This is a genomic window from Saccharopolyspora mangrovi (genome assembly GCF_035320975.1).
Taxonomy (GTDB): domain Bacteria; phylum Actinomycetota; class Actinomycetes; order Mycobacteriales; family Pseudonocardiaceae; genus Saccharopolyspora; species Saccharopolyspora mangrovi.
The window spans coordinates 24475-45147 of the sequence record NZ_JAWLNX010000014.1 but is presented as its reverse complement, the minus strand read 5'-3'; the positions used below and the strand labels follow the sequence as shown (position 1 = coordinate 45147).

Annotated in this window: 21 protein-coding genes; 11 read left to right on the top strand and 10 right to left on the bottom strand. The window is 70.7% G+C overall.

What is annotated here, in order from left to right; translation table 11 throughout:
* Window positions 1-265: 265 nt before the first annotated feature.
* The 6 genes from R4I43_RS19940 (at window position 266) to R4I43_RS19915 (ending at window position 5346) form a co-directional block, all read left to right on the top strand.
* Window positions 266-922 (top strand): CGNR zinc finger domain-containing protein, encoded by a 657-nt coding sequence (locus tag R4I43_RS19940; protein WP_324267169.1) that lies wholly within the window; start codon window positions 266-268, stop codon window positions 920-922.
* A gap of 6 nt (window positions 923-928) precedes the next feature.
* Window positions 929-1627, top strand: coding sequence for an AzlC family ABC transporter permease (locus tag R4I43_RS19935; RefSeq protein ID WP_324267168.1), 699 nt, complete (start codon window positions 929-931; stop codon window positions 1625-1627).
* The gene (locus R4I43_RS19930) at window positions 1624-1932 is read left to right on the top strand and encodes an AzlD domain-containing protein (protein WP_324267167.1); all 309 of its coding nucleotides are present in this window, start codon (window positions 1624-1626) and stop codon (window positions 1930-1932) included. Before R4I43_RS19935 ends, R4I43_RS19930 begins: the two co-directional genes overlap by 4 nt.
* A 179-nt stretch (window positions 1933-2111) precedes the next feature.
* Window positions 2112-3119: an NAD(P)-dependent oxidoreductase gene (locus R4I43_RS19925; protein ID WP_324267166.1), complete on the top strand. Its 1008-nt coding sequence runs from the start codon at window positions 2112-2114 to the stop codon at window positions 3117-3119.
* Window positions 3116-4222, top strand: a complete 1107-nt coding sequence (locus R4I43_RS19920; RefSeq protein ID WP_324267165.1) for a DUF1015 family protein — start codon at window positions 3116-3118, stop codon at window positions 4220-4222. Before R4I43_RS19925 ends, R4I43_RS19920 begins: the two co-directional genes overlap by 4 nt.
* Before the next feature lie 209 nt (window positions 4223-4431).
* Window positions 4432-5346, top strand: coding sequence for an alpha/beta fold hydrolase (locus R4I43_RS19915; protein ID WP_324267164.1), 915 nt, complete (start codon window positions 4432-4434; stop codon window positions 5344-5346).
* Window positions 5347-5358: 12 nt separating this feature from the next.
* On the opposite strand, the gene R4I43_RS19910 is transcribed toward R4I43_RS19915, so the two are convergent.
* On the bottom strand, window positions 5359-5943 hold the full coding sequence (locus R4I43_RS19910) for a TetR/AcrR family transcriptional regulator (protein WP_324267163.1): 585 nt from the start codon (window positions 5941-5943) through the stop codon (window positions 5359-5361).
* Window positions 5944-6025: 82 nt separating this feature from the next.
* Here R4I43_RS19910 and R4I43_RS19905 point away from each other — a divergent pair, with 82 nt between their 5' ends.
* On the top strand, window positions 6026-6184 hold the full coding sequence (locus R4I43_RS19905) for a hypothetical protein (RefSeq protein ID WP_324267162.1): 159 nt from the start codon (window positions 6026-6028) through the stop codon (window positions 6182-6184).
* Here the strand turns inward: R4I43_RS19905 and R4I43_RS19900 are convergent.
* The gene (locus R4I43_RS19900; protein ID WP_324267161.1) at window positions 6164-7375 is read right to left on the bottom strand and encodes a CaiB/BaiF CoA transferase family protein; all 1212 of its coding nucleotides are present in this window, start codon (window positions 7373-7375) and stop codon (window positions 6164-6166) included. The genes R4I43_RS19905 and R4I43_RS19900 overlap by 21 nt on opposite strands.
* A gap of 20 nt (window positions 7376-7395) precedes the next feature.
* On the bottom strand, window positions 7396-8562 hold the full coding sequence (locus R4I43_RS19895; protein ID WP_324267160.1) for an acyl-CoA dehydrogenase family protein: 1167 nt from the start codon (window positions 8560-8562) through the stop codon (window positions 7396-7398).
* Window positions 8563-8759: 197 nt separating this feature from the next.
* On the opposite strand from R4I43_RS19895, the gene R4I43_RS19890 reads away from it, so the two are divergent.
* Entirely contained in the window at window positions 8760-10088 is a 1329-nt protein-coding gene (locus tag R4I43_RS19890; protein WP_324267159.1) for an MFS transporter, read from the top strand.
* A gap of 55 nt (window positions 10089-10143) precedes the next feature.
* A complete protein-coding gene (locus R4I43_RS19885; RefSeq protein ID WP_324267158.1) occupies window positions 10144-10872 on the top strand; it encodes an IclR family transcriptional regulator in 729 nt (242 codons plus the stop codon).
* A 26-nt stretch (window positions 10873-10898) separates the two neighbouring features.
* Here the strand turns inward: R4I43_RS19885 and R4I43_RS19880 are convergent, their stop codons facing one another.
* Genes R4I43_RS19880 through R4I43_RS19870 form a run of 3 tightly spaced genes read right to left on the bottom strand, consistent with a single transcriptional unit; the run spans window position 10899 to window position 14650 of the window.
* Window positions 10899-12485, bottom strand: a complete 1587-nt coding sequence (locus R4I43_RS19880) for a flavin-containing monooxygenase (RefSeq protein ID WP_324267157.1) — start codon at window positions 12483-12485, stop codon at window positions 10899-10901.
* Entirely contained in the window at window positions 12485-13432 is a 948-nt protein-coding gene (locus R4I43_RS19875; protein WP_324267156.1) for an alpha/beta hydrolase, read from the bottom strand. Before R4I43_RS19875 ends, R4I43_RS19880 begins: the two co-directional genes overlap by 1 nt.
* Window positions 13433-13471: 39 nt before the next feature.
* Window positions 13472-14650, bottom strand: a complete 1179-nt coding sequence (locus tag R4I43_RS19870; RefSeq protein WP_324267155.1) for an LLM class flavin-dependent oxidoreductase — start codon at window positions 14648-14650, stop codon at window positions 13472-13474.
* 134 nt (window positions 14651-14784) lie between these two features.
* On the opposite strand from R4I43_RS19870, the gene R4I43_RS19865 reads away from it, so the two are divergent.
* Window positions 14785-15582 (top strand): thioesterase family protein, encoded by a 798-nt coding sequence (locus R4I43_RS19865; RefSeq protein WP_324267154.1) that lies wholly within the window; start codon window positions 14785-14787, stop codon window positions 15580-15582.
* Between the two features lie 149 nt (window positions 15583-15731).
* On the opposite strand, the gene R4I43_RS19860 is transcribed toward R4I43_RS19865, so the two are convergent.
* Window positions 15732-15899: a hypothetical protein gene (locus tag R4I43_RS19860; RefSeq protein WP_324267153.1), complete on the bottom strand. Its 168-nt coding sequence runs from the start codon at window positions 15897-15899 to the stop codon at window positions 15732-15734.
* Window positions 15900-16195: 296 nt separating this feature from the next.
* On the bottom strand, window positions 16196-16654 hold the full coding sequence (locus tag R4I43_RS19855; RefSeq protein WP_324267152.1) for a MarR family winged helix-turn-helix transcriptional regulator: 459 nt from the start codon (window positions 16652-16654) through the stop codon (window positions 16196-16198).
* Between the two features lie 170 nt (window positions 16655-16824).
* On the opposite strand from R4I43_RS19855, the gene R4I43_RS19850 reads away from it, so the two are divergent.
* A complete protein-coding gene (locus tag R4I43_RS19850; RefSeq protein ID WP_324267151.1) occupies window positions 16825-18018 on the top strand; it encodes an MFS transporter in 1194 nt (397 codons plus the stop codon).
* A gap of 263 nt (window positions 18019-18281) precedes the next feature.
* Here R4I43_RS19850 and R4I43_RS19845 read toward each other — a convergent pair whose 3' ends face one another.
* Both R4I43_RS19845 and R4I43_RS19840 read right to left on the bottom strand, forming a co-directional pair.
* Window positions 18282-19439, bottom strand: a complete 1158-nt coding sequence (locus R4I43_RS19845) for an acyl-CoA dehydrogenase family protein (RefSeq protein WP_324267150.1) — start codon at window positions 19437-19439, stop codon at window positions 18282-18284.
* Window positions 19436-20653 (bottom strand): MmgE/PrpD family protein, encoded by a 1218-nt coding sequence (locus R4I43_RS19840; protein ID WP_324267149.1) that lies wholly within the window; start codon window positions 20651-20653, stop codon window positions 19436-19438. The genes R4I43_RS19845 and R4I43_RS19840 overlap by 4 nt, the downstream gene beginning before the upstream one ends.
* Between the last annotated feature and the right edge of the window lie 20 nt (window positions 20654-20673).

Genomic DNA, 20673 nt, shown 5'->3' with positions numbered 1-20673 from the left:
TCTGGACCTCGGTGTCGACCATCCGCACGCGGCCGGGTGGACGACATCAGAGCGTCACCACGAGGAGGCCGGGGCGGATGCGGTCATGGCAGTCCCTTCGGAATGGCGTGCGCCACGTGATGGTCACCACGGTGATTGACGTTGACGTCGATGTCAACGGACCGGTCCCAGAATTTCGGCGCGATCCGCTCCCCGGTCGGGTTTGCGGCTCGCTGGGACGGGTAGCTAATGGGTGCAACCCGTTTTGCTCGTTAGGTGGTGCGACGTGCCTGTCGGTGAGTGGCGTTCCGAGTGGTTCCGCGGTGGGCACCTGGTGCTGGACTTCGTCAACACCGTGCCGTGGCGGCTGGACGCGGAACGGGCCGCCGATCGGCTGCCGGACGCTGGCGCGCTGATCGGGTGGTGCTGCGCGGCGGGCCTGTTCGGCGAGCAGCGAGCCGATGAGCTCCGAGCCGAGGCCGAGGCCGAAGCCGTTCCGGGGCGGGCGCTCGTCGTCGCCGAGCGGGCGCGCGGACTGCGCGAGGAGCTGTACGGGCTGCTGCAGCCGGTGGCCGTCGGCCGAGAACCGCCCGCTGCCGAGCTCGGGCGCGTGCGGCAGGCCATCGCGGACGCGATCACCCACGCCGAGATCGACACCGTGGTCCCGCTGCGCTGGGTCGTGGCGGTCCGGGGCGTCGAGGACGTCCCGCGCGCGCTGGCGTTGTCGGCGTGGGAGTTGCTGCAGTTCGAGGACCTCGCCCGGCTGCGCCAGTGCCAGGACCGCGGATGCGGGTGGCTGTTCCTGGACCGCAGCAAGAACGCCTCCCGGAGGTGGTGCAGCTCGGCCGACTGCGGCAACCGAACGCGGGCACGTCGACACCACGCGCGCCACCGCGACGATTCCCGTCCACCACCCGAAACCTCGTCCGGCACTAGCAGGTGAGCGACGATGAACACCGAGAACCGCGATGCGGCAGGGTCGTTCGCCGCGGGGATGCGGCTGGGCGTCGGACCTGCGGCGCCGACGTTCGTGCTCGGGATCGTCTACGGCGCCGCCGCGTCCGGCGCGGGCTGGGGTTTCGGTGAGCCGCTGGTGTTCTCGGCGCTGGCGTTCTCCGGTTCCGCGCAGTTCACCCTGCTGACCGCGCTGTCGACCGGCAGCGCGCTGGCGGCCGTCGGCGCCGCCGTGCTGATCAACGCCCGCTACGTGGTGATGAGCGCGGTCCTCAACGACAGCCTGCGCGGCGGGCGGCTCCGGCGGTCCGTGCTGGCCCAAGCCCTCACCGATGCCTCGTTCGCCCTCGCACACCACGGCGGCGGCCGCTTCGACATCACCCGGCTGGTCGGGGCCAGCGTTCCCCAGTGGTCGGCCTGGGTGTCGGGGACGGCGATCGGGCTGGTGGCGGCACCTCCGCCGGTCCTGCTGCGCACCGTCGGCCTGGACGTCGCGTTCCCCGCCTTCTTCCTCGTGCTGGCCGTGCACGAGCTGCACCGCTCTCGCCGGGCCAAGGCCGCCGCCGCGGGCGGGGCGGGGATCGCCGCGGTGCTGCTGCCGCTCACCGATCCCGGCATCGCGCTGCTGGGAGCCACCGCCGCTGCGCTGATCGGCGCGCTCCCCGGATCCGATCCCGAGGAGGAGTCGGGATGAAGCTCTGGCTGTCCGTTCTCGCCGTGACCGTCATCAGCTGGGTGATGAAGGCCGGCGGACCCCTCGTGCTCGGCCACCGGCGGCTGCCGCCTGCCGCGGTGCGCATCACCGGCCTGATGGCTCCCGCGCTGCTCGCCGGGCTGATCGTCGTCGAGCTCGGCGGCAGCGGGTGGAGCGAGTTCGACTGGACCCAGCTCTGCGGCGTGAGTGCCGCGGGCATCGCGCACGTGCTCAAGGCGCCCATGCTCGTCGCCGTGCTCATCGGCATCGCCGCCGCGGCCCTGCTGCGGCTCGGGCTCGGTTGAGGCCCGCGTCCCGCGACACGAACGGGGGTGTTGACGCGCTCGGCGCGGCTCTCGCACCATTGCGCTATCAGCAATGCGATGCGCAATGAGCAACACCGGTCTCGCGCTCGGCGCGGACGCCGGGACCTCCGGCTGAATTCCCGGCACGCGCTCGTCCCGCACGACGTTGGAGAGGGCCGATGAAGATCCTGATCGCCGACGCCTTCCCCGAGGAACACCTGAACCGGCTCGCCGCGGCGCACGACTGCGCCTACGAGCCGGACACGACCGCGGACCAGCTGGCCGAGAGGATCGGCGGCTGCGAGGTGCTGGTCGTGCGCAGCACGCGCGTCACCGCCGAGACCTTGCGGGCCGCGGACGCCCTGCGGCTGGTGATCCGGGCGGGCTCGGGCACCAACACCATCGACCGCGACGCCGCCTCCCGCCTGGGGATCCACGTCTCCAACGTGCCCGGGCGCAACGCGATCGCGGTCGCCGAACTGACCTTCGCCTTGCTCCTGGCGCTGGACCGCAACATCCCCGACAACGTCGCGGACCTGCGCGCCGGGCGGTGGGACAAGAAGCGCCACTCCCGGGCGCGAGGGCTCTTCGGCCGCACCATCGGCGTCGTCGGCCTGGGCCGGATCGGACTGGCGGTCGCCGAACGGGCGGCGGCCTTCGGCATGCGCGTGCACGCGGTGGCCAAGCCCGACCGCGACGACGAGACGTTGGAGCGCGCCCGGGCGATCGGGATCACCTTCGTCGCGGACCTCGCCGAGCTCGCGCGCACCTGCGACGTGCTGTCGCTGCACCTGCCCTCGGCGGAGGGCACCCGGCACCTCGTCGACCGCGACCTGCTGGCGCAGGTGCGCCCCGGCACGATCGTGCTCAACACCGCGCGCGGCGACCTCGTCGACGAGGAGGCGCTGATCGAGGCGATGGACGCCAAGGGCGTGCGCGCCGGGATCGACGTCTTCGCCGACGAGCCCGGCACGCCGACCGGCCCCGTCGAATCCCGGCTGGCCGCGCACCCGAACGTCTGCGGCACCCACCACATCGGCGCGTCCACCGAGCAGGCGCAGCTGGCGGTGGCCGCGGAGGTCGTGCGCATGGTCGAGGAGTTCGCAGCGGGAACCGTGCTGCACTGCGTGAACCCGGAGGCCGTCCGCGAGTTCGTGCCGTCCCTGTCGATCAGCGAGGGGCCGTGAGCACCCCGCGCACCCGCGCGCCGGCCGCGGGGATCACCGCGCGACTGCCGCGCGGCCTGGTGCTCGACCGCCGGCGCGGCGATCACCCCGGCGATGCCGCGCGGATCCGGGAGTCGTTCGACACCGGCCGGTACCCGCACCTGCCGGAACCGGCGGTGGTCGTGTACCGCATCGCGGAGGGCGGGCACGAGCAGACCGGGATCGTCGTGGAGGTGTCCGTCGACGACTACCGGGCGGGGCGGATCCGGCCGCACGAGGCCACGCAGTCCGAGCGGGAGCGGCTGCTGACCGAGTTCACCGAGCTGTCCGGGATCGAGCAGATGCCCGTGATGCTCGCCCACTCCCCCAGCGGCGAGCTGCGTTCGGCGACCGAGGAGGTCGCTTCGACCGAGCCCGACGTGGACTTCACCGCCGCGGACGGAACCCGCCACACGGCGTGGGTGCGGCACGATCCCGAGCTCGCGCGGGCGATCGAGCGGGGTGTCGGCAGGTTCGAGGCCCTGCACATCACCGACGGCCACCACCGGATGGCCGCGGCCGAGCACTACGCCGCGCAGCGACACGACCTGGGCCCGGACCACCCGGCGGCGTTCACGGCCGCCGCGCTGTTCCCCACCGACGACATGCGGGTGCACGGCTATCACCGCTGCCTGCCGGTGTCGGGCGGGTCCGCGGCCGGGGTGCTCGAGAAGCTGATGTCGCTGCCGACGACGGCCTGGTGGGAGAAGCGCCCGGTCGCGACCCCGGAGCCGGGTGCGGTGGTGGTGCGCTTCGCCGACGAGAGCTACCTGATGGGGCTGCGCTCGTCCGCCGCACCAGGGCACGTGCGCGCGTCCCTGGACGTGGTCGCGCTCGACGAGGAGGTGCTGCCTGCCCTCGGGATCGAGCCGATCTCGTGCGGCAACGGCGCTCCCGAGCACTGCAGGCACGCCGCCGACGAAGCGGTGCGGTTCCTGGTCCGCCCACCGGGGATCGAGCAGATCATGGCCGTCTCGGACGCAGGCCTGGTGCTGCCGCCCAAGTCGACGTGGTTCTCGCCGAAACCCGCACCCGGTCTCTTCCTCCGCGACCTCACCGGCGCTACGGCCCAGCAGGACGGCTGACACCGCCTGACGCCTCGCAGCTACCCAGCGAAATCGCACGGGTCGGCACGTCGCACTCTCTTAACCCGAACGGGCCATCCGCTTGAAGGCGCGGTGACTTTCCGTTACCTTCGCGAAGGTACGTCACGATTCGGTCACGACGCCCCCTCCAGGCATCCGCTCCCCGACCCGCGGGTGGTGACCGGGTCTCCCCGACACGGAAGGCGCACGTGGGCAAGCTCCACCACGCGGACGGCCGCACCCCGAGGCCGGCCGTGACCGTGACCGCTCCCGACGGAGTGCGGCTCCACGTCGAGGCCGACGGCGCCCCGGCGGCACCGGTGACCGTGGTTCTCTGCCACGGCTACCTGGCCGACAGCGACATGTGGCTCTTCCAGCGATCTTCGCTGGCCCGGGACGCCCGGGTGGTCTCCTACGACCAGCGCGGCCACGGCCGGTCCGCGCTGGGAGGTGTGGACCGGCTCAACCTCGACCAGCTCGGCGACGACCTGGCGGCGGTGCTCGACCAGGCCGCGCCGCTGGGTCAGGTCGTGCTGGTGGGGCACTCGATGGGCGGCATGTCGATCATGGCGCTGGCCGAGCGCCACCCCGAGCTCTTCGGCGACCGCGTGGTCGGGGTGGGGCTGGTGACGACCGCGGCGGCGCCGGTCAACGGGCGGGCCGTGCTGCCTCCCGAGATCGCCAACGTGGTACTGGCCGCCATCGACCGGCTGCGGCTGACCCAGCCCTCCTGCCACCTCCTCCGGCGCGCGGCGCTGCTCGTGGCGCGGAGCTTCGCCTTCGCCTCCCGCGTCCCGCCCTCGCTGGTCGAGTTCGTCCTGCAGCTGACGCGGTCCAACCCGGTGCACGCGCTCATCGCGCTGGTCCCCGAGTTCCTGACCCTCGACCTGCGCGCGGCCCTTCCCGTGCTGGGCGGCGTGGAAACGCTGGTGATCGGCGCCGAGCAGGACAGGACGATTCCGCCGGCGCACAGCACCGCCATCGCCGAGGCGATCCCGAACTCCCGACTCGCGATGATCCCCGACTCCGGCCACATGGTTCCGCTGGAACACCCCGAGCTGGTCGGCGAACTCATCCAGGGCCTGCTCACCCGAGCCACCACGCGCCACGCGAACTCCACCTGAGCGGCGGCCATTTCACCTCCCGAGCGTCGCGACGTGCGCTCGCAGGACTGCTCGGATCGCGTCCGGCGCGACGTCGCCGTGCGGGGTGACTGCGTTCAGCGACAGACCGGAGATGAGCCCCGCCAGGCGAACCGCTTCGGTCTCCGGTCGCGCCGTCCCGATCGTGCTGAGCGCTTCGACGAGCACGGCGTGGAGGTCGGCCGCCATCCTGCTCACCACGGGGGCGAACGCGGGGTTGGTCCGGGAGGCGGCGATGACCTCCACGAGGATGACGGCTTCCGCGCGCCGCTCCTCGTCCAGCGGGACCAGCTCGTCGAGCACCGACAGCAGGTGGTCGCGCGCCGCGTCGCCGCCGCAGCGCTCCGGTGCGGACAGGCGGGAGAGGCGGCCTCCCATGCGATCACCCGCCGCGGTCACCGCCGCTACGACCAAGGTCTCGTGATCGGCGAAGTAGTGGCGCACCGATCCGATGTTCAGCCGGGCTTCGGCCGCCACCTTGCGAAAGGTCACGCCCGCCACGCCTTCCGCGACGATCAGGCGCAGGGCCGCGTCGGTGACGTGTCGCCGCCGCTCATCGGGATCAATCCGCACAGGCACCGCATCACCTTAAATCCGCGGCAGGAAATATCACACGCGTGATACAAAACCGCGGTCGTCCGAAACCGCGGAGGGACAGCCCATGAACGAAGCGGAAGCCGTCACCGGCAACCGGGCCAACTGGGACGAGCGCGCCGACATCCACGTCCGTTCCGAGATGTACGACGTCGAGGGGTTCCTGGCCGACCCGACGAAGATCTCCGAGCGCTCCGGCGCCGGTTCACCGCGTCGCTCCGCCTGACCCGAGCGCGATGTCGGCCTCGATGAGCGCGGCGATCTCGGCCTCGCCGTAGCCGAGCGCCGCGAGGATGCGCCGGGTGTCCGCGCCCTGCTCGCGCGGGGTCGTCCGGACGTTGCCGGGGGTCCGGTCGAGCTTGATGGGGATGCCGATGCCTCGGTAGCCGTCGCGCTCGACGACCATCTGCCGGTGCTGGACCTGCGGGTCGGTCAGCGCTTCGCCGACGTCGTGCACCGCGGTCGCGGGCACGCCCTCGGCCAGCAGCGCCTCGGCCAGCTCGTGGCGGGTCCTGGTGCTGATCCGCTCGGCCAGCAGCTCTCGCAGCGCCGCGATGTGCTGCACCCGGTCGGCGTTGGTCGCGAACCGGGGATCGTCGGCGATATCCGGGATTCCCAGCACCGCGGCGATGTTGCGGAACAGTCGGTCGTTCGCTCCGCTGATGAAGATCAGCCCATCGGCTGCTTCGAAGGTGTCGTACGGGGCGACCGACGGGTGCGCGGATCCGGTCCGCTGCGGTGTGCGGCCCGAGGCCAGCCAGGCCCCGGAATGCGGGTGCAGCAGGGAGACCGCGGTGTCCAGCAGCGTGCAGTCCACCAGTTGCCCCCGCCCGGTGGTGTGCCGGTCGTGCAGCCCCAGCAGGATGCCGGAGAACGCGTAGATCCCGGTGACCACGTCCACGATCGGCACGCCCACCCGCAGCGGCGGACCGCTCCGCTCCCCGTTGATGCTCATCAGCCCGCCGTAGGCCTGCAGGATCGCGTCGTAACCGGGCGTGGACCCCATCGGGCCGTCGATGCCGAAGCCGGTGATGCGGCAGTGCACGAGGCCGGGGAAGCGCTCGGCGATGACCTCGTCGGAGTAGCCCCACTTGGCGAGCGTGCCCGCTTTGAAGTTCTCCACCAGCACGTCGGCGTCGGCCAGCAGTTCACCGAGCACGCGCTGCCCTTCCGGGCGGGTGAGGTCCAGGCAGATGTTGGCCTTGTTGCGGTTGATCGCGCTGTGGTAGGCGCTCATCGTGTCGCTGACGAAGGGCGGCCCCCACTCGCGGGTGTCGTCGCCGGCCGGTGGTTCGACCTTGACGACCTCGGCTCCGTGGTCGGCGAGCATCTGCGCGCACAGCGGTCCGGCGAGGATGCGGGACAGGTCGAGAACCCGGACGCCGCGCAGGCTTCCGGTCGGTTCAGGTGCGGTCATCGTGCTGGTCCCGTTCTCGTTCAGTAGGACTTGGGCAGTCCGAGGACGTGGTTGGACACGTAGTTCATGACCATCTCCTGGCTCACCGGGGCGAGGCGCAGGATGCGCGACTCCCGGAAGTAGCGCTCCACGTGGTACTCCCGGGCGTAGCCCATGCCGCCGTGGGTTTGGACGGCCTGGTCGGCGGCCTGGAATCCCGCGTCCGCGCACAGCCACTTGGCCATGTTCGCCTCCTTCCCGCAGGGCAGGCCCTGGTCGTAGCGCCAGGCGGCGTTGCGGGCCATCAGCTCGGCGGCGTCGAGCCGGGTCGCCGCCTCGGCGAGCGGGAAGGCGACCCCCTGGTTCTGGCCGATCGGCCGGTCGAACACGACGCGCTCCCCGGCGTAGCGGACGGCTCGGTCCAGGGCGGCCCGGCCGATCCCGAGCGCCTCGTGGGCCAGCAGGATCCGCTCGGGGTTGAGCCCGTCCAGCAGGTACTTGAAGCCGTCGCCTTCGGCCCCGACGCGGGCGCCCTCCGGGACGAACAGGTCCTCGATGACGACCTCGTAGGAGGAGACCGCGTTGCGGCCGAGCTTGGGGATCGGGCTCAGGTTCACGTGCTCAGGGTCGATGTCGATGAGGAACAACGACATGCCGTCGGTGGATCGGGCCACGTCTTCGCGCCGCGTGGTGCGGGCGATGAGCACCATCTTCTGCGAGTCGCCCGCCTTGGTGATCCACACCTTGCGCCCGTTGATGACGTACCCGCCGTCGACGCGGTCGGCGAAGGTCGAGATCCGGGTCGTGTCGGTTCCCGCGTCGGGCTCGGTCACCCCGAAGCAGACGTGCAGGGAGCCGTCCGCGGCGGCCGGCAGGACCTCCTCGCGCAGCTGCTCGCTGCCGTGCTTGACGATCGTGTTGAGCCCGAAGGTGGTCAGGTGCATGGTGCTGCAGCCGTTCATCCCGGCACCGGAGGCCGCCACTTCCTCCAGCAGCAGCGCCGCTTCGAGGACGCCGAGCCCGCCTCCGCCGTACTGCTCGGGGATGGCGATGCCGAGCCAGCCGCCGTCGGCGAAGGCCTTGTAGAACTCCCACGGGAACCGGTTGTTCGCGTCGCACTCGGCCCAGTACTCGTCGGAGAAGCTGCGGGCCAGCTCACGTGCACCCGCCCGCAGGTCGTGTTGGTCCGCGGACAGTTCGAAGTGCATGGCGATCCTTTCCGGAATCCCGCACTGTTCGCATATACGAACCTATTGGTGAATGTGAGAACACGGTGATCTGTCGAATTCGGCTTGTCAACCACTTGACAGTGGTCCGTTTCACTTCCTACTTTTCCATTGATTTGAGTCATTGTTCGTATTTGCGAACACGTCACCGCTTCACCCGATGCCAGAGGACGTGAGCAATGACGCTGCACAGCGCTGGATCGACCCCCTCCCGCAAGGCCGTCGGGCCTGCCGTGGTGATCGGCTCGGCGCTGGAGTGGTTCGACTTCTACCTCTACGCCTCGATGGCCGCGCTCGTCTTCGGCGAGTTGTTCTTCCCCGAGGGCAACCCGGCCGCGGCGACGCTGGCCTCGATGGCGACCTTCGCGGTCGGTTTCCTGGCGCGGCCGTTCGGCGGCATCCTCTTCGGGATCCTCGGCGACAAGTTCGGCCGGAAGACCGTGCTGTCGGCGACCTTCCTGCTGATGGGCATCTCCTCCGGGTTCATCGGCCTGCTGCCGACCTACTCCTCGGTCGGCATGATCGCCCCCGTTCTGCTGGTCGTGCTGCGGCTGCTCCAGGGCCTGGGCGCGGGTGCCGAACTGGGCAGCGCGACGGCCGTCGCGTACGAGCACGCCGATGCGAAAAGCCGTGGTCTGCGGGGATCTCTGCCCGCGCTGGGCGTCAACATCGGACTGTTCGCCTCGTCGCTCACCGTCACCGTCCTGACCAGCCTCGACGAGGACTTCCTCCACACGTGGGGCTGGCGCATCCCGTTCGTGGCCACGTTCGCGCTGGTGGGGCTCGGTTTCTGGGTGCGCAGGCAGATGCCGGAGACGCCCGAGTTCGAGAAGTCCGCGCGTGCCGGGGGAACTCGCGCGAAGGTGCGGCCGCTGCGCTCGCTGCTGCGGTCCGACTGGCGCGGCCTCGCCGTGGTCATGGCCGTCACCTTGGGCTACAACGGGGTCAGCTACATCTTCAAGACGTTCTCGCTGTCGTACCTCACCCAGTTCCGCGACGTGCCCGCCAACGTCGGCGCGTTCGGGATCACCCTCGCCAGCGCCTGCGCCATCATCACGGTGCCGATCGCCGGTCGCGTCTGCGACGTCGTGGGGTCCAAGCGGGTCATGCTGGTGGGCGGCCTGGCCACCGCGGCGCTGGCCTTCCCGTTCTTCTGGCTGCTCGACACCGGGCAGAACGTCGCGATCTGGATCGCGCTCGTCCTCGCCACCGGCGTCGTGGTGCCGGCGATGCTCAGCGCCCAGGGCGCGTTCCTCTCGCAGCAGTTCCCCACCCGGACCCGGGTTTCCGGTTTGGGGACCGGTCGCGAGGTCGGCGGCGCCTTCTCCGGCGGACTCGCACCGGTGGCCGCGCTCGCGCTGGTCACGGCCACCCCGGGCAACGCGACGTGGGCGGTCTCGCTGATGTTCCTCGCCGGTGCCGCCTTCATCGGCGTCGGTGCCCTGTTCGACCAGCGGGAGGCCGTCGAGGCCGCGGTGGAGCGACCGGCCGTTGCCGAACGCCCCTGAGAGCGCGGCGGTAGGTTCGAAGGCGACCAGGTCGACGAGCACGACGGGAGATCCAGTGGCACTTGCGGAGTCGGGAGCCAAGGCGCACCGGACGGTCTCACGCATCACGACCATCCTGGAGCTCGCCGCCGCGCGTCGGACCGGGGTCCGCCTGTCGGAGCTCGCCGCCGAGCTGGACGCGCCCCGGTCCTCGCTGCACGGTCTGGTCAAGGGCCTGGTCGCCACCGGCTACCTGCGCGAGGACGGCGGCGCCTACACCGTCGGCCCTGCGGTCAACACCCTGCTCGCCGCGGCGCCGTCGACGGTCGTGGAAGCCGCCCGCGCCGCGATGGAGGGCCTGCACCGGCAGTTCAACGAAACCGTCATGCTCGCCTCGCTGGTCGGCAACTCCGTGGTGTACACCGACGCGCTCGAATCCACCCAGCCGATCCGCTACTCCGCTCCGCTGTCCACGCGGCGCCCGCTGCACCCGACCAGTTCGGGCAAGTGCTTCCTGGCCTTCGGCTCCGCGCGGTTCCGCGAGAACTACCTCGCCGACCTGCCGCAGCGCGACGAGATCCGCCGCGAGCTGGAGGGGATCGCCGCGGACGGGGTGGCGCTCAACCGCGGCGAGACGCTGCCCGACATCACCGGCGTCGGCGCCCCGGTCTTCGACAGCGGACGCGTGGTCGCAGCGATCGCGTTAGCAGGCCCGACCACCCGCCTCACCGACATCGTCACCGACGTCGCCGAAGCGACCCGAACCGCAGCCCACCAAGCCACCCGAAACCTCACCGGCCGCTGACCCGCCCCCGGGGGGCGCGGCTTCGGTCAGGTCAGTTCGAAGCCGTGGTAGTGGGAGGTCGCGATGCCGTCGCAGACCTGCTTGTAGGTGCCGACTCCGCCGACGAAGGGCATGAAGACCCGTTTCTTGCCGGGGATGTTGGCGCCCATGTACCAGGACGCGGCGGTGGGCATGAGGGTCAGGTCGGCGATGTCGTTGGTGGTGTTGACCCAGTTCTCCTCAGCCGCGGGGTCGGGTTCCATCCGGTGCAGCGCGTGGTCGTGGAGGTGTTGCAGGGCGTTGGTGACCCAGTCGACGTGGTATTCGATCGAGGTCATCATGTTCGACAGCACCGACGGGCTCTGCGGACCGGTGATCATGAACAGGTTCGGGAACCCCGCCGACATCAGGCCGAGGTAGGTGCGCGGCCCGGAAGCCCACTTCTCCCGCAGGGTCTGGCCGCCGCTGCGGATGTCGATGGCGTTGAGGGCACCGGTCATCGCGTCGAAGCCGGTCGCGAAGATGATCACGTCCACCTGGTGCTCGGTGTCGCCCGCGACGATGCCGCGCGGGGTGATCCGGCGGATCGGCTCCTCGTTGATGTCCACGAGCGAGACGTGGTCGTGGTTGAACGTCTCGAAGTAGCCGGTGTCCACGCACATCCGCTTCGAACCGACCGGGTAGGTGGTCGGGACGAGCTTGTCCGCCAGCTCGGGGTCGTCGACCTTCCGGCGGATCTGCTCGCGCAGGTACTCGGAGGCCGCCTCGTTGGCGTCGGCGTCCCGCAGGAGGTCGCGGAAGGTCTGCGTGTAGCAGAGCCCTCCATCCAGCCACCGCCTTTCGAGCTCCCGCTGGACGGTCTCGGGATCGGAGTCGACGTAGTCGTTCGCGTCGTCCTCACCGCACTGCATGCCGATCCTCGCCATCCGGCTCAGCTCGCGGAACTCCGGGTAGCGCGCCTTGACCTCGCGCAGCCGCTCGTCGATCGGCCCGTTGCGAGCGGGGATCGCGTAGGACGGGGTGCGTTGGAACACCACCAGGCTCCGCACGACCGGACCGATGGCGGTGATGGTCTGCAGACCGGAGGAGCCGGTGCCGATCACGGCGACGCGCTTGCCCGCCAGGTCCACGCCCTCGTGCGGCCAGCTCGACGTCCAGTGCTGCTCACCGGCGAAGTCCTCCCTGCCCTCGAACTCCGGTGTCGACGGCACCGAGAGGCATCCGGTCGCCGCGATCACGCACCGCGCGGTGCGGCTCGCCCCGTCGTCGGTCGTCACGGTCCACGCCTCGGCCTCGTCGTCCCAGTCCAGCGCCTCGACGCGGGTGTTGAAGGTGATGTCCCGGCACAGGTCGTAGCGCTGCGCGACGTGCTGGACGTAGGACAGGATCTCGGGCTGCGAGGCGTAGCGCTCGCTCCAGTCCCACTCCTGCTCCAGCTCCGGGTCGAACGAGTAGGAGTACTCGATCGACTCGACGTCGCAGCGCGCGCCCGGGTACCGGTTCCAGTACCAGGTGCCGCCGACGTCGCCGCCCGCTTCGATGACCCGCGCGGAGAAGCCGAGTTCGCGCAGCCGGTGCAGCTGGTAGAGGCCGGAGAAGCCGGCTCCGATGATGATCGCGTCGTGGTCGGGCATCAGACCGCCTCCCCGAACCGGCCGGCGAACTCGTTGACGTGCTTGGCGACCAGCTCCAACCCGGTTTCGGCCCCGGGCAGCAGGTTGACCATCTGGAAGGAGGCGTGCATCTGCCCTTCGGCCTCCTCCAACGCGACCGGAATCCCGGCGGTCCGCAGCGCTTCGGCGTAGGCGACGCCCTCGTCGCGCAGCGGGTCGTGCTCGGCGACGTAGACCAGCGCCGGTGGCAGGCCCTCGTGGCTCGCGGCGCGCAGCGGCGAGGCGTCGGGATGCCGACGCGCCTGCTCGTCGGGCAGGTAGTGGTCCCAGAACCAGAGCATCGTGTCGCGGCTCAGCAGCAGCTGGTTCTCGGGAGCGAGGTAGGAGGGCCGGTCGAAGTCGCAGTCGGTGACCGGATACACCAGCACCTGGTAGTCGATCTTCGGCCAGGACCGCTCGCGCGCCCGCAGCGTCATCACCGCGGCGATGTTCCCGCCCGCGCTGTCCCCGGCGACGAGCAGCGGAACGCCGTCCGGGGCGAGTTCGGTGGCGTGCTCGGCGGCCCAGGTCAGCCCGGTGAAGCTGTCGTCGATGGCGGCAGGGAACGGGTGTTCCGGGGCTTTGCGGTAGTTGACCATCACGACCGCCGACCGGGTCAGGTTCGCCAGCCGGCGGCAGAGGTGGTCGTACTGCAGGTCGATGTCGCCGATGACCCAGCCGCCGCCGTGGAAGTAGACCAGGACGGCCTGCGGGTCACCCTCGGGCTGCAGGACCCGGACGCGGAACGATCCGCCACCACCGTCGAGCTTGAGGTTGCGCACCGCCGCGACCTCGGGGCCCGGCCCGCTGAGGCCGGAGAAGATCGGCCCGCTCAGCCGGGCGATCGCGGGGGTCGATTCGTGGATCGGCGGGTCGCCGGATTCGGCCAGTTCAGCCAGCAGCGCTTGGGAAGCGGGTTCCAACGGCATCGCGTTCTCCTCCGAACATCGACCGCGTCGGTGCTGTTTTCAGTTGTCGGCGACTTCCTCGGCGTACTTCTCGGTCATGCGCTCGACGGCGGCGAGCTGCTGCTCGGCGTGCCCGCTGCGGGTGTCGCGGGCGCGCTGCTTGGCGCGCAGGGTCGATTCGTGGTGGCTGATGCCGTGGCCTTGGAAGTGCGGCATGACGTCCTGCGCGATGAGCTCGTAGGACCGCTTCGTGGCCTCCGGGGTCGCCCACTCGTGGGCCAGCAGCAGCATGGCGCCGAAGCCACCGGACTGGTCGGCGAGGCGCTGCACCTGCGCGCGGGCGTCCTCCGGGGTGCCGATGGCGCCGATGCCGGCCTCGTTGATGAAGTCGATCATCTCGCGGATGTTGGAGCCGTCGACCGCCATCTGCGGGAACGCGGCCACCTTCTGGAAGTAGGTGAACCACTGCTCGATGCCGTATTCGACGTCCTTGTAGGCCTGTTCCCGGGTCTCGGCGATGTGCATGAGTCCGACCAGGCGCCACCCGGACCGGTCCGGCGCGGGCTGCCCGTAGTGGGCGGCCCGTTCCTCGACGACGTTCCAGTGGTGGGCCAGCGCGTCGAAGCCCTCCTGGGTGAGGGTGGCGCCGATGGACAGCAAGCCGGTGCCGTACCGCCCGGCCAGCCGGGGGCCGGTGGGTGAGGCGACCGCGGCGACGGCGACGTCGAAGCGCGGCTCGGTGTAGGGCCGCAGCTGCAGCTGGGCGTCCACCAGCTTGTGCGTCGGCGTCTGCTCGGTGACGGTCTCGCCCGCCAGCAGGCGCATGATGATGTCGAAGTTGATGTCGAGCAGTTCGCGGGTGTCGGTCGGGTTGAGCCCGATCATCGCCGAGTCGGTGGGCAGCGAGCCCGGTCCGACGCCGAGCATCGAACGACCCCTGGTCAGGTGGTCGAGCATCACCATGCGGTCGGCCACCCACAGCGGGTTGTGGTAGCTCACCGAGGTCACGCCGGTGCCGAGCTTGATGGCCCGGGTGCGCTCGGCCGCAGCGGCGATGAAGATCTCGGGCGAGGCGATGATCTCGCTGCCCGCGGAGTGGTGCTCCCCGATCCAGGCCTCGTCGTACCCGAGGTGGTCCAGGTGCTCCATCAGCCGCAGGTCGCGCTGCATCGCCAGCGTCGGGTTCTGCCCCGCTGGATGGAAGGGAGCGAGGAAAACGCCGAACCGCAATCTGCTCATGACCAGCTCCTCCGACAGCGATCAACCCGGGCCGAGTAACCCAGGTCACATCATCGAAAGATCCTTTGCAAGACGCGAGGCCCGCGATTCGAGATCCGTTCCGGAACTCGTTCGAGCAGGTAACGTGTCGGTGCATGCGCAGCTTCGCCGAGGCCACGACCGTGACGGAGATCCGCGACGGCGTTTACTCGTCCACATTGGACACCGACTGGTCGATCGGGAAGAACCCGCACGGCGGGTACATGATGGCGCTGCTGACCAAGGCCGCGCTCACCACCGCAGGCCGGTCCCACCCGCTGGTGGTCAGCACGCACTTCCTGCGCTCACCGGACGTCGGCGAGGTCGAGCTGCACACCGAGCAGGTCAAGCGCGGACGCCTGTTCAGCACCGTCCACGCGCGGCTGGTGCAGGGCGGCAAGCCCTGCGTCGAAGTCACCGTCACGGCTGGCGAGATCTCCGGCGCCGCGCACGAGTGGGAGGCGGCCGGGCAGCCGCCGATCAAGCCCCTGGACGAGTGCGGCGATCTCCGCTCGTCAGCCGAGGGCGGCCTGCTCGACCACCTCGAGATCCGGCTCGACCCGGAGACCGCGGCTCTCCTGCGCGGCGAGACCTCCGGCGGCGGCGAGGTGCGCGGCTGGATGCGGCTCACCGACGGCACCGACTTCGACCCGCTGTCGCTGATCGTGGCCGTCGACATGCTGCCACCGACGGTGTTCGGCCTCGGCCAGACCGGCTGGTGCCCCACCGTCGAGCTGACCTACCAGCTCCGAGCCCTGCCGGCCCCGGGCCCGGTCGCCGGGTACACCCGCTGCGACGCCCTCAGCTCGGACGGCTGGTTCAACGAGGACGCGGTCATCTACGACTCCCGAGGCCGCCTCGTCGCCCAAAGCCGCCAACTCGCCCTCTCCGGCAACGCCCTGAAGTCGCGCTGACCCACTCCCGCCGCATCGCACTCGCCGCAAAGCCGTTGGCGCGCACACCCTTGCCTTTGATCAGGCCGAGACGCCATCGAGGACGGGCGCCTGAGACGAGCTGAGCCGCCCCCGGCTGGCGGGGACGGCTCAGCTCGCACGGGTCGGGCTCAGTCCTCGTCTTCGGGCTTGGCGTGATCGGCCTTGCCCGGGTTGGGGTCGCGGGAGAGATCGATGAGCGGGTCCACGCCGGCGCCCTCGGGGCGGGCGTGGTTGGGGACGCCCGGGTTGGGGTCCCGCGACAAGTCGATCTCCGGACGCTCGTTCTCGGTGGTCATGCCTTCCCCCTGTGGTCAGCAGGCGCTGTTCCCCTCGCCTGATCCGCTTCGGACCCCACCAGGATGCACGGACCACGAGCAGCGGAGCCCACCAGGGCATCGATCCGGCGTTCGACGCCGCGAAAAGACCAGCTCCACACCACCATCCAGGCCAGCACCGGCGGGGACTGCGGGTAGGTCAGGACGCACATCGCGGCCAGGAGGACGACGCTCCCGGATCCGTTCCACGACCGGCGCTCCGCCATCGACTTCCGCGCACGCGCGAGAGCACCCGAGCGAGGGGAAGGGCTTTCGCCTCAGCCTTGTGGCACGGGTTGGGTCAGGCCGTGCAGGGCTTCGACGAGAGGAGCGAGCTCCGGGGTTTCGGCCGCTGAGTTCAGCGCTGATTCCAGGGCCGCGTCGTGGGTGGGGCGGGCCCGTTCGAGCAGGGATCGGCCCGCGTCGGTGAGCTCGGTGTAGATGCCCCTGCGGTCCTCCTTGCACAGGACCCGGGTCAGCAGTTCGCGATCTTCCAGCCGGCTGACCAGGCGGGTCGTGGCGCTGCCGCTGAGCGCGGTGGCGCGTGCCAGCTGCTGCATGCGCATGTGCCAGCCGTCCTGGCGGCCGAGCGCGTCGAGCACGGTGTACTCGACGACGGAGAGGCCGTGCTCGGCCTGCAGCGCCTTCTCCAGCGCGACGTCGAGCACTCCGTGCAGCGCGGCGAGCGTGCGCCAGCCGTGAGCGCGCACTTCGACGGCATCGTCCGCGATCCCCACGAGCGACTCCCCTCGGTCGACCTTTCGCAACCAGGTTACCAGCCAGCACTGTTATGCGGCGCCTGCAACTATCTCCCACATCACAGTAATGCGCGTGGCGGTATCCCGCGTCTGCAACTATTGTCGACGCCTGTACATGACAGACGCGGATGAATCAGGAAGGCACGCACATGCCTCTCGCGCTTCTGGCCCTCGTCATCGGAGCCTTCGGGATCGGCACCACCGAGTTCGTGATCATGGGGGTGCTCCCGCAGGTCGCCGCTGAGTTCGGCGTGAGCATCCCCGCCGCGGGCTGGCTGGTGTCCGGCTACGCGCTCGGCGTCCTCATCGGCGCACCGATCCTCACGGTCCTGGGCACCAAGGTGTCCCGCAAGAAGATGCTGCTGTTCCTGATGGGCGTGTTCATCGTGGGCAACGCGCTCTCGGCCGCAGCGCCGACCTTCGCGCTCATGCTCGTCGGGCGCGTCGTCGCCTCGTTCGCCCACGGCGCATTCTTCGGCATCGGCTCCGTGGTCGCCGCCGGCCTGGTGGCCGCCGAGAAGAAGGCCTCCGCCATCTCGCTGATGTTCATGGGGCTGACCGTCGCCAACATCATCGGCGTGCCCGGCGGCACCTACGTCGGCCAGGCCTTCGGCTGGCGGGTCACCTTCGGCGTCGTCGCGCTGCTCGGCGTGATCGGGTTCCTCGGCGTCGCGCTGCTCGTCCCGGAGCAGCGCAAGCCCGAGGCCGCGAAGATCAGGACCGAGTTCGCCGCGTTCGGCAACGCCCAGGTGTGGCTGGCGATGGCGATGACCGTCCTCGGTTACGGCGGAGTGTTCGCCGCCATCACCTACATCGCGCCGATGATGACCGAGGTCGCCGGCTACTCGCCGGGCGCGGTGACCTGGCTGCTGGTGCTGTTCGGCATCGGCATGTTCCTGGGGAACCTGCTGGGCGGGAAGTTCGCGGACAGGGCCCTGATGCCGATGCTGTTCGTCACGCTCTCGGCGCTCGGCGTCGTCCTGCTGCTGTTCACGGTGACCGCGCACAGCCAGGTGCTCGCCGCGATCACCCTGCCCGTGATCGGGGGCTTGGGTTTCGCCACCGTGCCACCGCTGCAGAAGTGGGTCCTCGACCACGCGTCCGCCGCACCCACCCTGGCCTCCGCCGCCAACATCGGCGCCTTCAACCTCGGCAACGCGCTGGCCGCCTGGCTGGGCGGCGTCGTGATCGCCGCCGGGTTCGGCTACACCGCGCCGAACTGGGTCGGGGCCGTCCTCGCTGGCAGCGCGCTGCTGCTGTCGTTCCTCGCCGCCTTCCTCGACCGCCGCAGCCGCGCCGTCGAGACCACCGAGACCACCGCACCGGTTCCGGCGCAGGTCTGATCCGCAACGCGCAGGAGGAGTTCACCCGTGATTCCCGACATCACGCTCAACGACGGCGTCACGATCCCGCAGCCGGTCGCCACCCTCGACCGCGGACTCCGCACCGGTCCGCACCCCGACGCCCTCAGCTGAGGCGGGTCCGCGCGAGACGCCGTTCGGCCCCCGGGGGAAGGCGGGGACGCGGGCGGGGGGGGGGTGGCCCCCCGGGGGCGGGGGGCCCCCGGCCCCCGCGGGCCGGCCGCGGCTGCCCGGGGCCCCCCGCGTCAGGTGTCGAGTCCGCCGCGGGCGATGAGCTGGGAGCTGATGACGTTGCGCTGGATCTCGTTGGTGCCCTCGCCGACGATCATCAGCGGGGCGTCCCGGAAGTAGCGCTCGACGTCGAACTCGGTGGAATAGCCGTAACCTCCGTGCACGCGGACCGCGTTGAGGGCGATCTCCATCGCGGCCTCGGAGGCGAACAGCTTGGCCATGCCCGCTTCCATGTCGCACCGCTCGCCGCTGTCGTAGCGGTCGGCGGCGTGCAGCACCAGCTGGCGGGCCGCGGTGTACTTGGTGGCCATGTCGGCGAGGTGGTTGCCCACCGACTGGTGCTTCCAGATCGGTTTGCCGAAGCTCTCCCTCTCCTGGGAGTAGCGCAGGGCGTCGTCGAGCGCGGCGCGGGCCACGCCCAGCGCGCGGGAGGCCACCTGGATCCGGCCGATCTCCAAGCCCTTCATCATCTGCGCGAAACCGCGGCCCTCCTCGCCGCCGAGCAGCGCGTCCACCGGAGCCCGGTGGTCGTCGAAGGACAGCTCGCAGCTCTCCACGCCCTTGTAGCCGAGCTTGGGCAGGTCCTTGGAGACGGTGAAGCCCTCGCCGTGCTCGACGAGGATGATGCTGATGCCCCGGTGCTGGGGCTCGGCCTGCGGGTCGGTCTTGCACAGCAGGGCGACCAGCTGCGAGCGGCGGGCGTTGGTGATCCACGTCTTCGACCCGTTGATCACGTAGTGATCGCCGTCGCGACGCGCGCTGGTGGTCAGCGCCTGCAGGTCGGAGCCGCCGCCGGGTTCGGTCAGCGCCATCGTGGCCCGGATCTCGCCGGTGGCCATCTTCGGCAGGTAGCGCTGCTTCTGCTGCTCGGTGCCGAAGGTGTGGATCAGCTTGGACACCACCGTGTGCCCGCCCATCGCCCCGGCCAGGCTCATCCAGCCGCGCGCGAGCTGCTCGGTGACCCGCACGTAGCACGGCGTGGACACCGCGACGTCCCCGTAGGGCTCGGGGATGGCCAGACCGAAGATGCCGAGCCGCTTCATCTGCTCGATCAGCTTCTCGGGGTAGTCGTCGGCGTGCTCCAGCTCGCGGGCGACCGGCCGGACGTCCCGGTCGACGAAATCGCGCACGGTGTCGACGATCGCCTGCTCTTCTTCGCTGAGGGTGTTCACGCGGGTTCCTTCTGGTCGGTGCCGGGGAGGTGTTCGGCGAGCAGCGCCGCGGCCCGCTTCCACTCCACTTCGGACAGCAGCGCGGGGACGTCGTCCCCGCAGTCCGCGATCTTGGCGCTCATGTCCTGTTCGGACGGAGGACGGCCGGGCGATCCGGGCGGCAGTTCCAGGCGGACCGCGTGTCGCGCTCCGCCGCGCAGGGTCAGCGCGATGTCGACCTGGCCCGCCAGGAGCCAGTCGCCGCCGGGTGTTTCGTCCACGGTCACCAGGCGGACGAGGCGCTGGGCCTCGGCTCGGGTCACGGCCCGGTCGGTGAAGCTGCCGAAACCGGGGTGCGCGTCCAGCAGGGCGGCCGCCACGGCGTACTCCATGCTGAACTTGCCCTGCAGGCCGGTGCTCGGGCGGTGGTGGATCAGCGGCTGCACGGTCCCGGCCGGTGTGCGCACCTCGATCTCGGCCACGTCCTCGGTGGCGATGCCGTCGGGGAGCTGTTCACGCAACGCGCTGATCGGCCGCTGCAGCGCGTAGCAGCAGGGGAACATCTTGATCGCCAGGCCACCCGGCACCGCCGGGCCGTCGACCTCGATCCGGCCGGGATCACCACCGACCAGCCGCAGCCAGGCGTCCAACGCAGCCGGATCAGCCGTGGCCCCCGCAGCCGCCAACCGGGCCGCGCGAACACCCGCATCCGCGGCGAACCCGACCTGCAACGACTTGCCGGAGGTCCCGAACGCCCGCTGCACTCCCCCGGCCGCAGGCACGGCCAGCGCGATCGCCGTCGCGATCTGCTCGCTCGACAAGCCCAGGGCCACGGCGGCGCAAACAGCGGCAGCGGGCGCACCGGCCGTGCACGTCGCATGCCACCCGCTCGCGTAGTGCGACCAGCCCAAAGCCGTCCCGATCCGCGCCATGACACCGGCACCGGCCAGGTAGGCGCGCGCATCACCACTCGCCGCCAGCGTGGCCGGAACGCACACCACGCTGATGTGCGCGGTGGATTCCATGTGCAGGTCGTCGAAGTCCAGCACGTGCCCCACCGCCGCCCAGCGCGCCGCGTCGGGCAGCCCGGCGGAGATCCGCACCAAGTCGTCATCGCGGGCGGCGAGGGTGACCGCGAGGGTGTCCACCAGCGAGCGCTGCGCCAGCGCCAGGTCCTCGGCATCGGGGACGAGTTCGTGCGCCCACCTGGCCAGCGTTCCAGCGGTCGAACCCATCCGCGCTCCGATCGTGCCCA

Excerpts from the sequence above, each read along its gene's own strand:
- R4I43_RS19935 (WP_324267168.1), top strand. The coding sequence starts at position 929 with ATGAACACCGAGAACCGCGATGCGGCAGGGTCGTTCGCCGCGGGGATG.
- R4I43_RS19930 (WP_324267167.1), top strand. The coding sequence starts at position 1,624 with ATGAAGCTCTGGCTGTCCGTTCTCGCCGTGACCGTCATCAGCTGGGTG.
- R4I43_RS19925 (WP_324267166.1), top strand. The coding sequence starts at position 2,112 with ATGAAGATCCTGATCGCCGACGCCTTCCCCGAGGAACACCTGAACCGG.
- R4I43_RS19905 (WP_324267162.1), top strand. The coding sequence starts at position 6,026 with ATGAACGAAGCGGAAGCCGTCACCGGCAACCGGGCCAACTGGGACGAG.
- R4I43_RS19900 (WP_324267161.1), bottom strand. The coding sequence starts at position 7,375 with ATGACCGCACCTGAACCGACCGGAAGCCTGCGCGGCGTCCGGGTTCTC.
- R4I43_RS19895 (WP_324267160.1), bottom strand. The coding sequence starts at position 8,562 with ATGCACTTCGAACTGTCCGCGGACCAACACGACCTGCGGGCGGGTGCA.
- R4I43_RS19890 (WP_324267159.1), top strand. The coding sequence starts at position 8,760 with ATGACGCTGCACAGCGCTGGATCGACCCCCTCCCGCAAGGCCGTCGGG.
- R4I43_RS19880 (WP_324267157.1), bottom strand. The coding sequence starts at position 12,485 with ATGCCCGACCACGACGCGATCATCATCGGAGCCGGCTTCTCCGGCCTC.
- R4I43_RS19875 (WP_324267156.1), bottom strand. The coding sequence starts at position 13,432 with ATGCCGTTGGAACCCGCTTCCCAAGCGCTGCTGGCTGAACTGGCCGAA.
- R4I43_RS19870 (WP_324267155.1), bottom strand. The coding sequence starts at position 14,650 with ATGAGCAGATTGCGGTTCGGCGTTTTCCTCGCTCCCTTCCATCCAGCG.
- R4I43_RS19865 (WP_324267154.1), top strand. The coding sequence starts at position 14,785 with ATGCGCAGCTTCGCCGAGGCCACGACCGTGACGGAGATCCGCGACGGC.
- R4I43_RS19860 (WP_324267153.1), bottom strand. The coding sequence starts at position 15,899 with ATGACCACCGAGAACGAGCGTCCGGAGATCGACTTGTCGCGGGACCCC.
- R4I43_RS19850 (WP_324267151.1), top strand. The coding sequence starts at position 16,825 with ATGCCTCTCGCGCTTCTGGCCCTCGTCATCGGAGCCTTCGGGATCGGC.
- R4I43_RS19840 (WP_324267149.1), bottom strand. The coding sequence starts at position 20,653 with ATGGGTTCGACCGCTGGAACGCTGGCCAGGTGGGCGCACGAACTCGTC.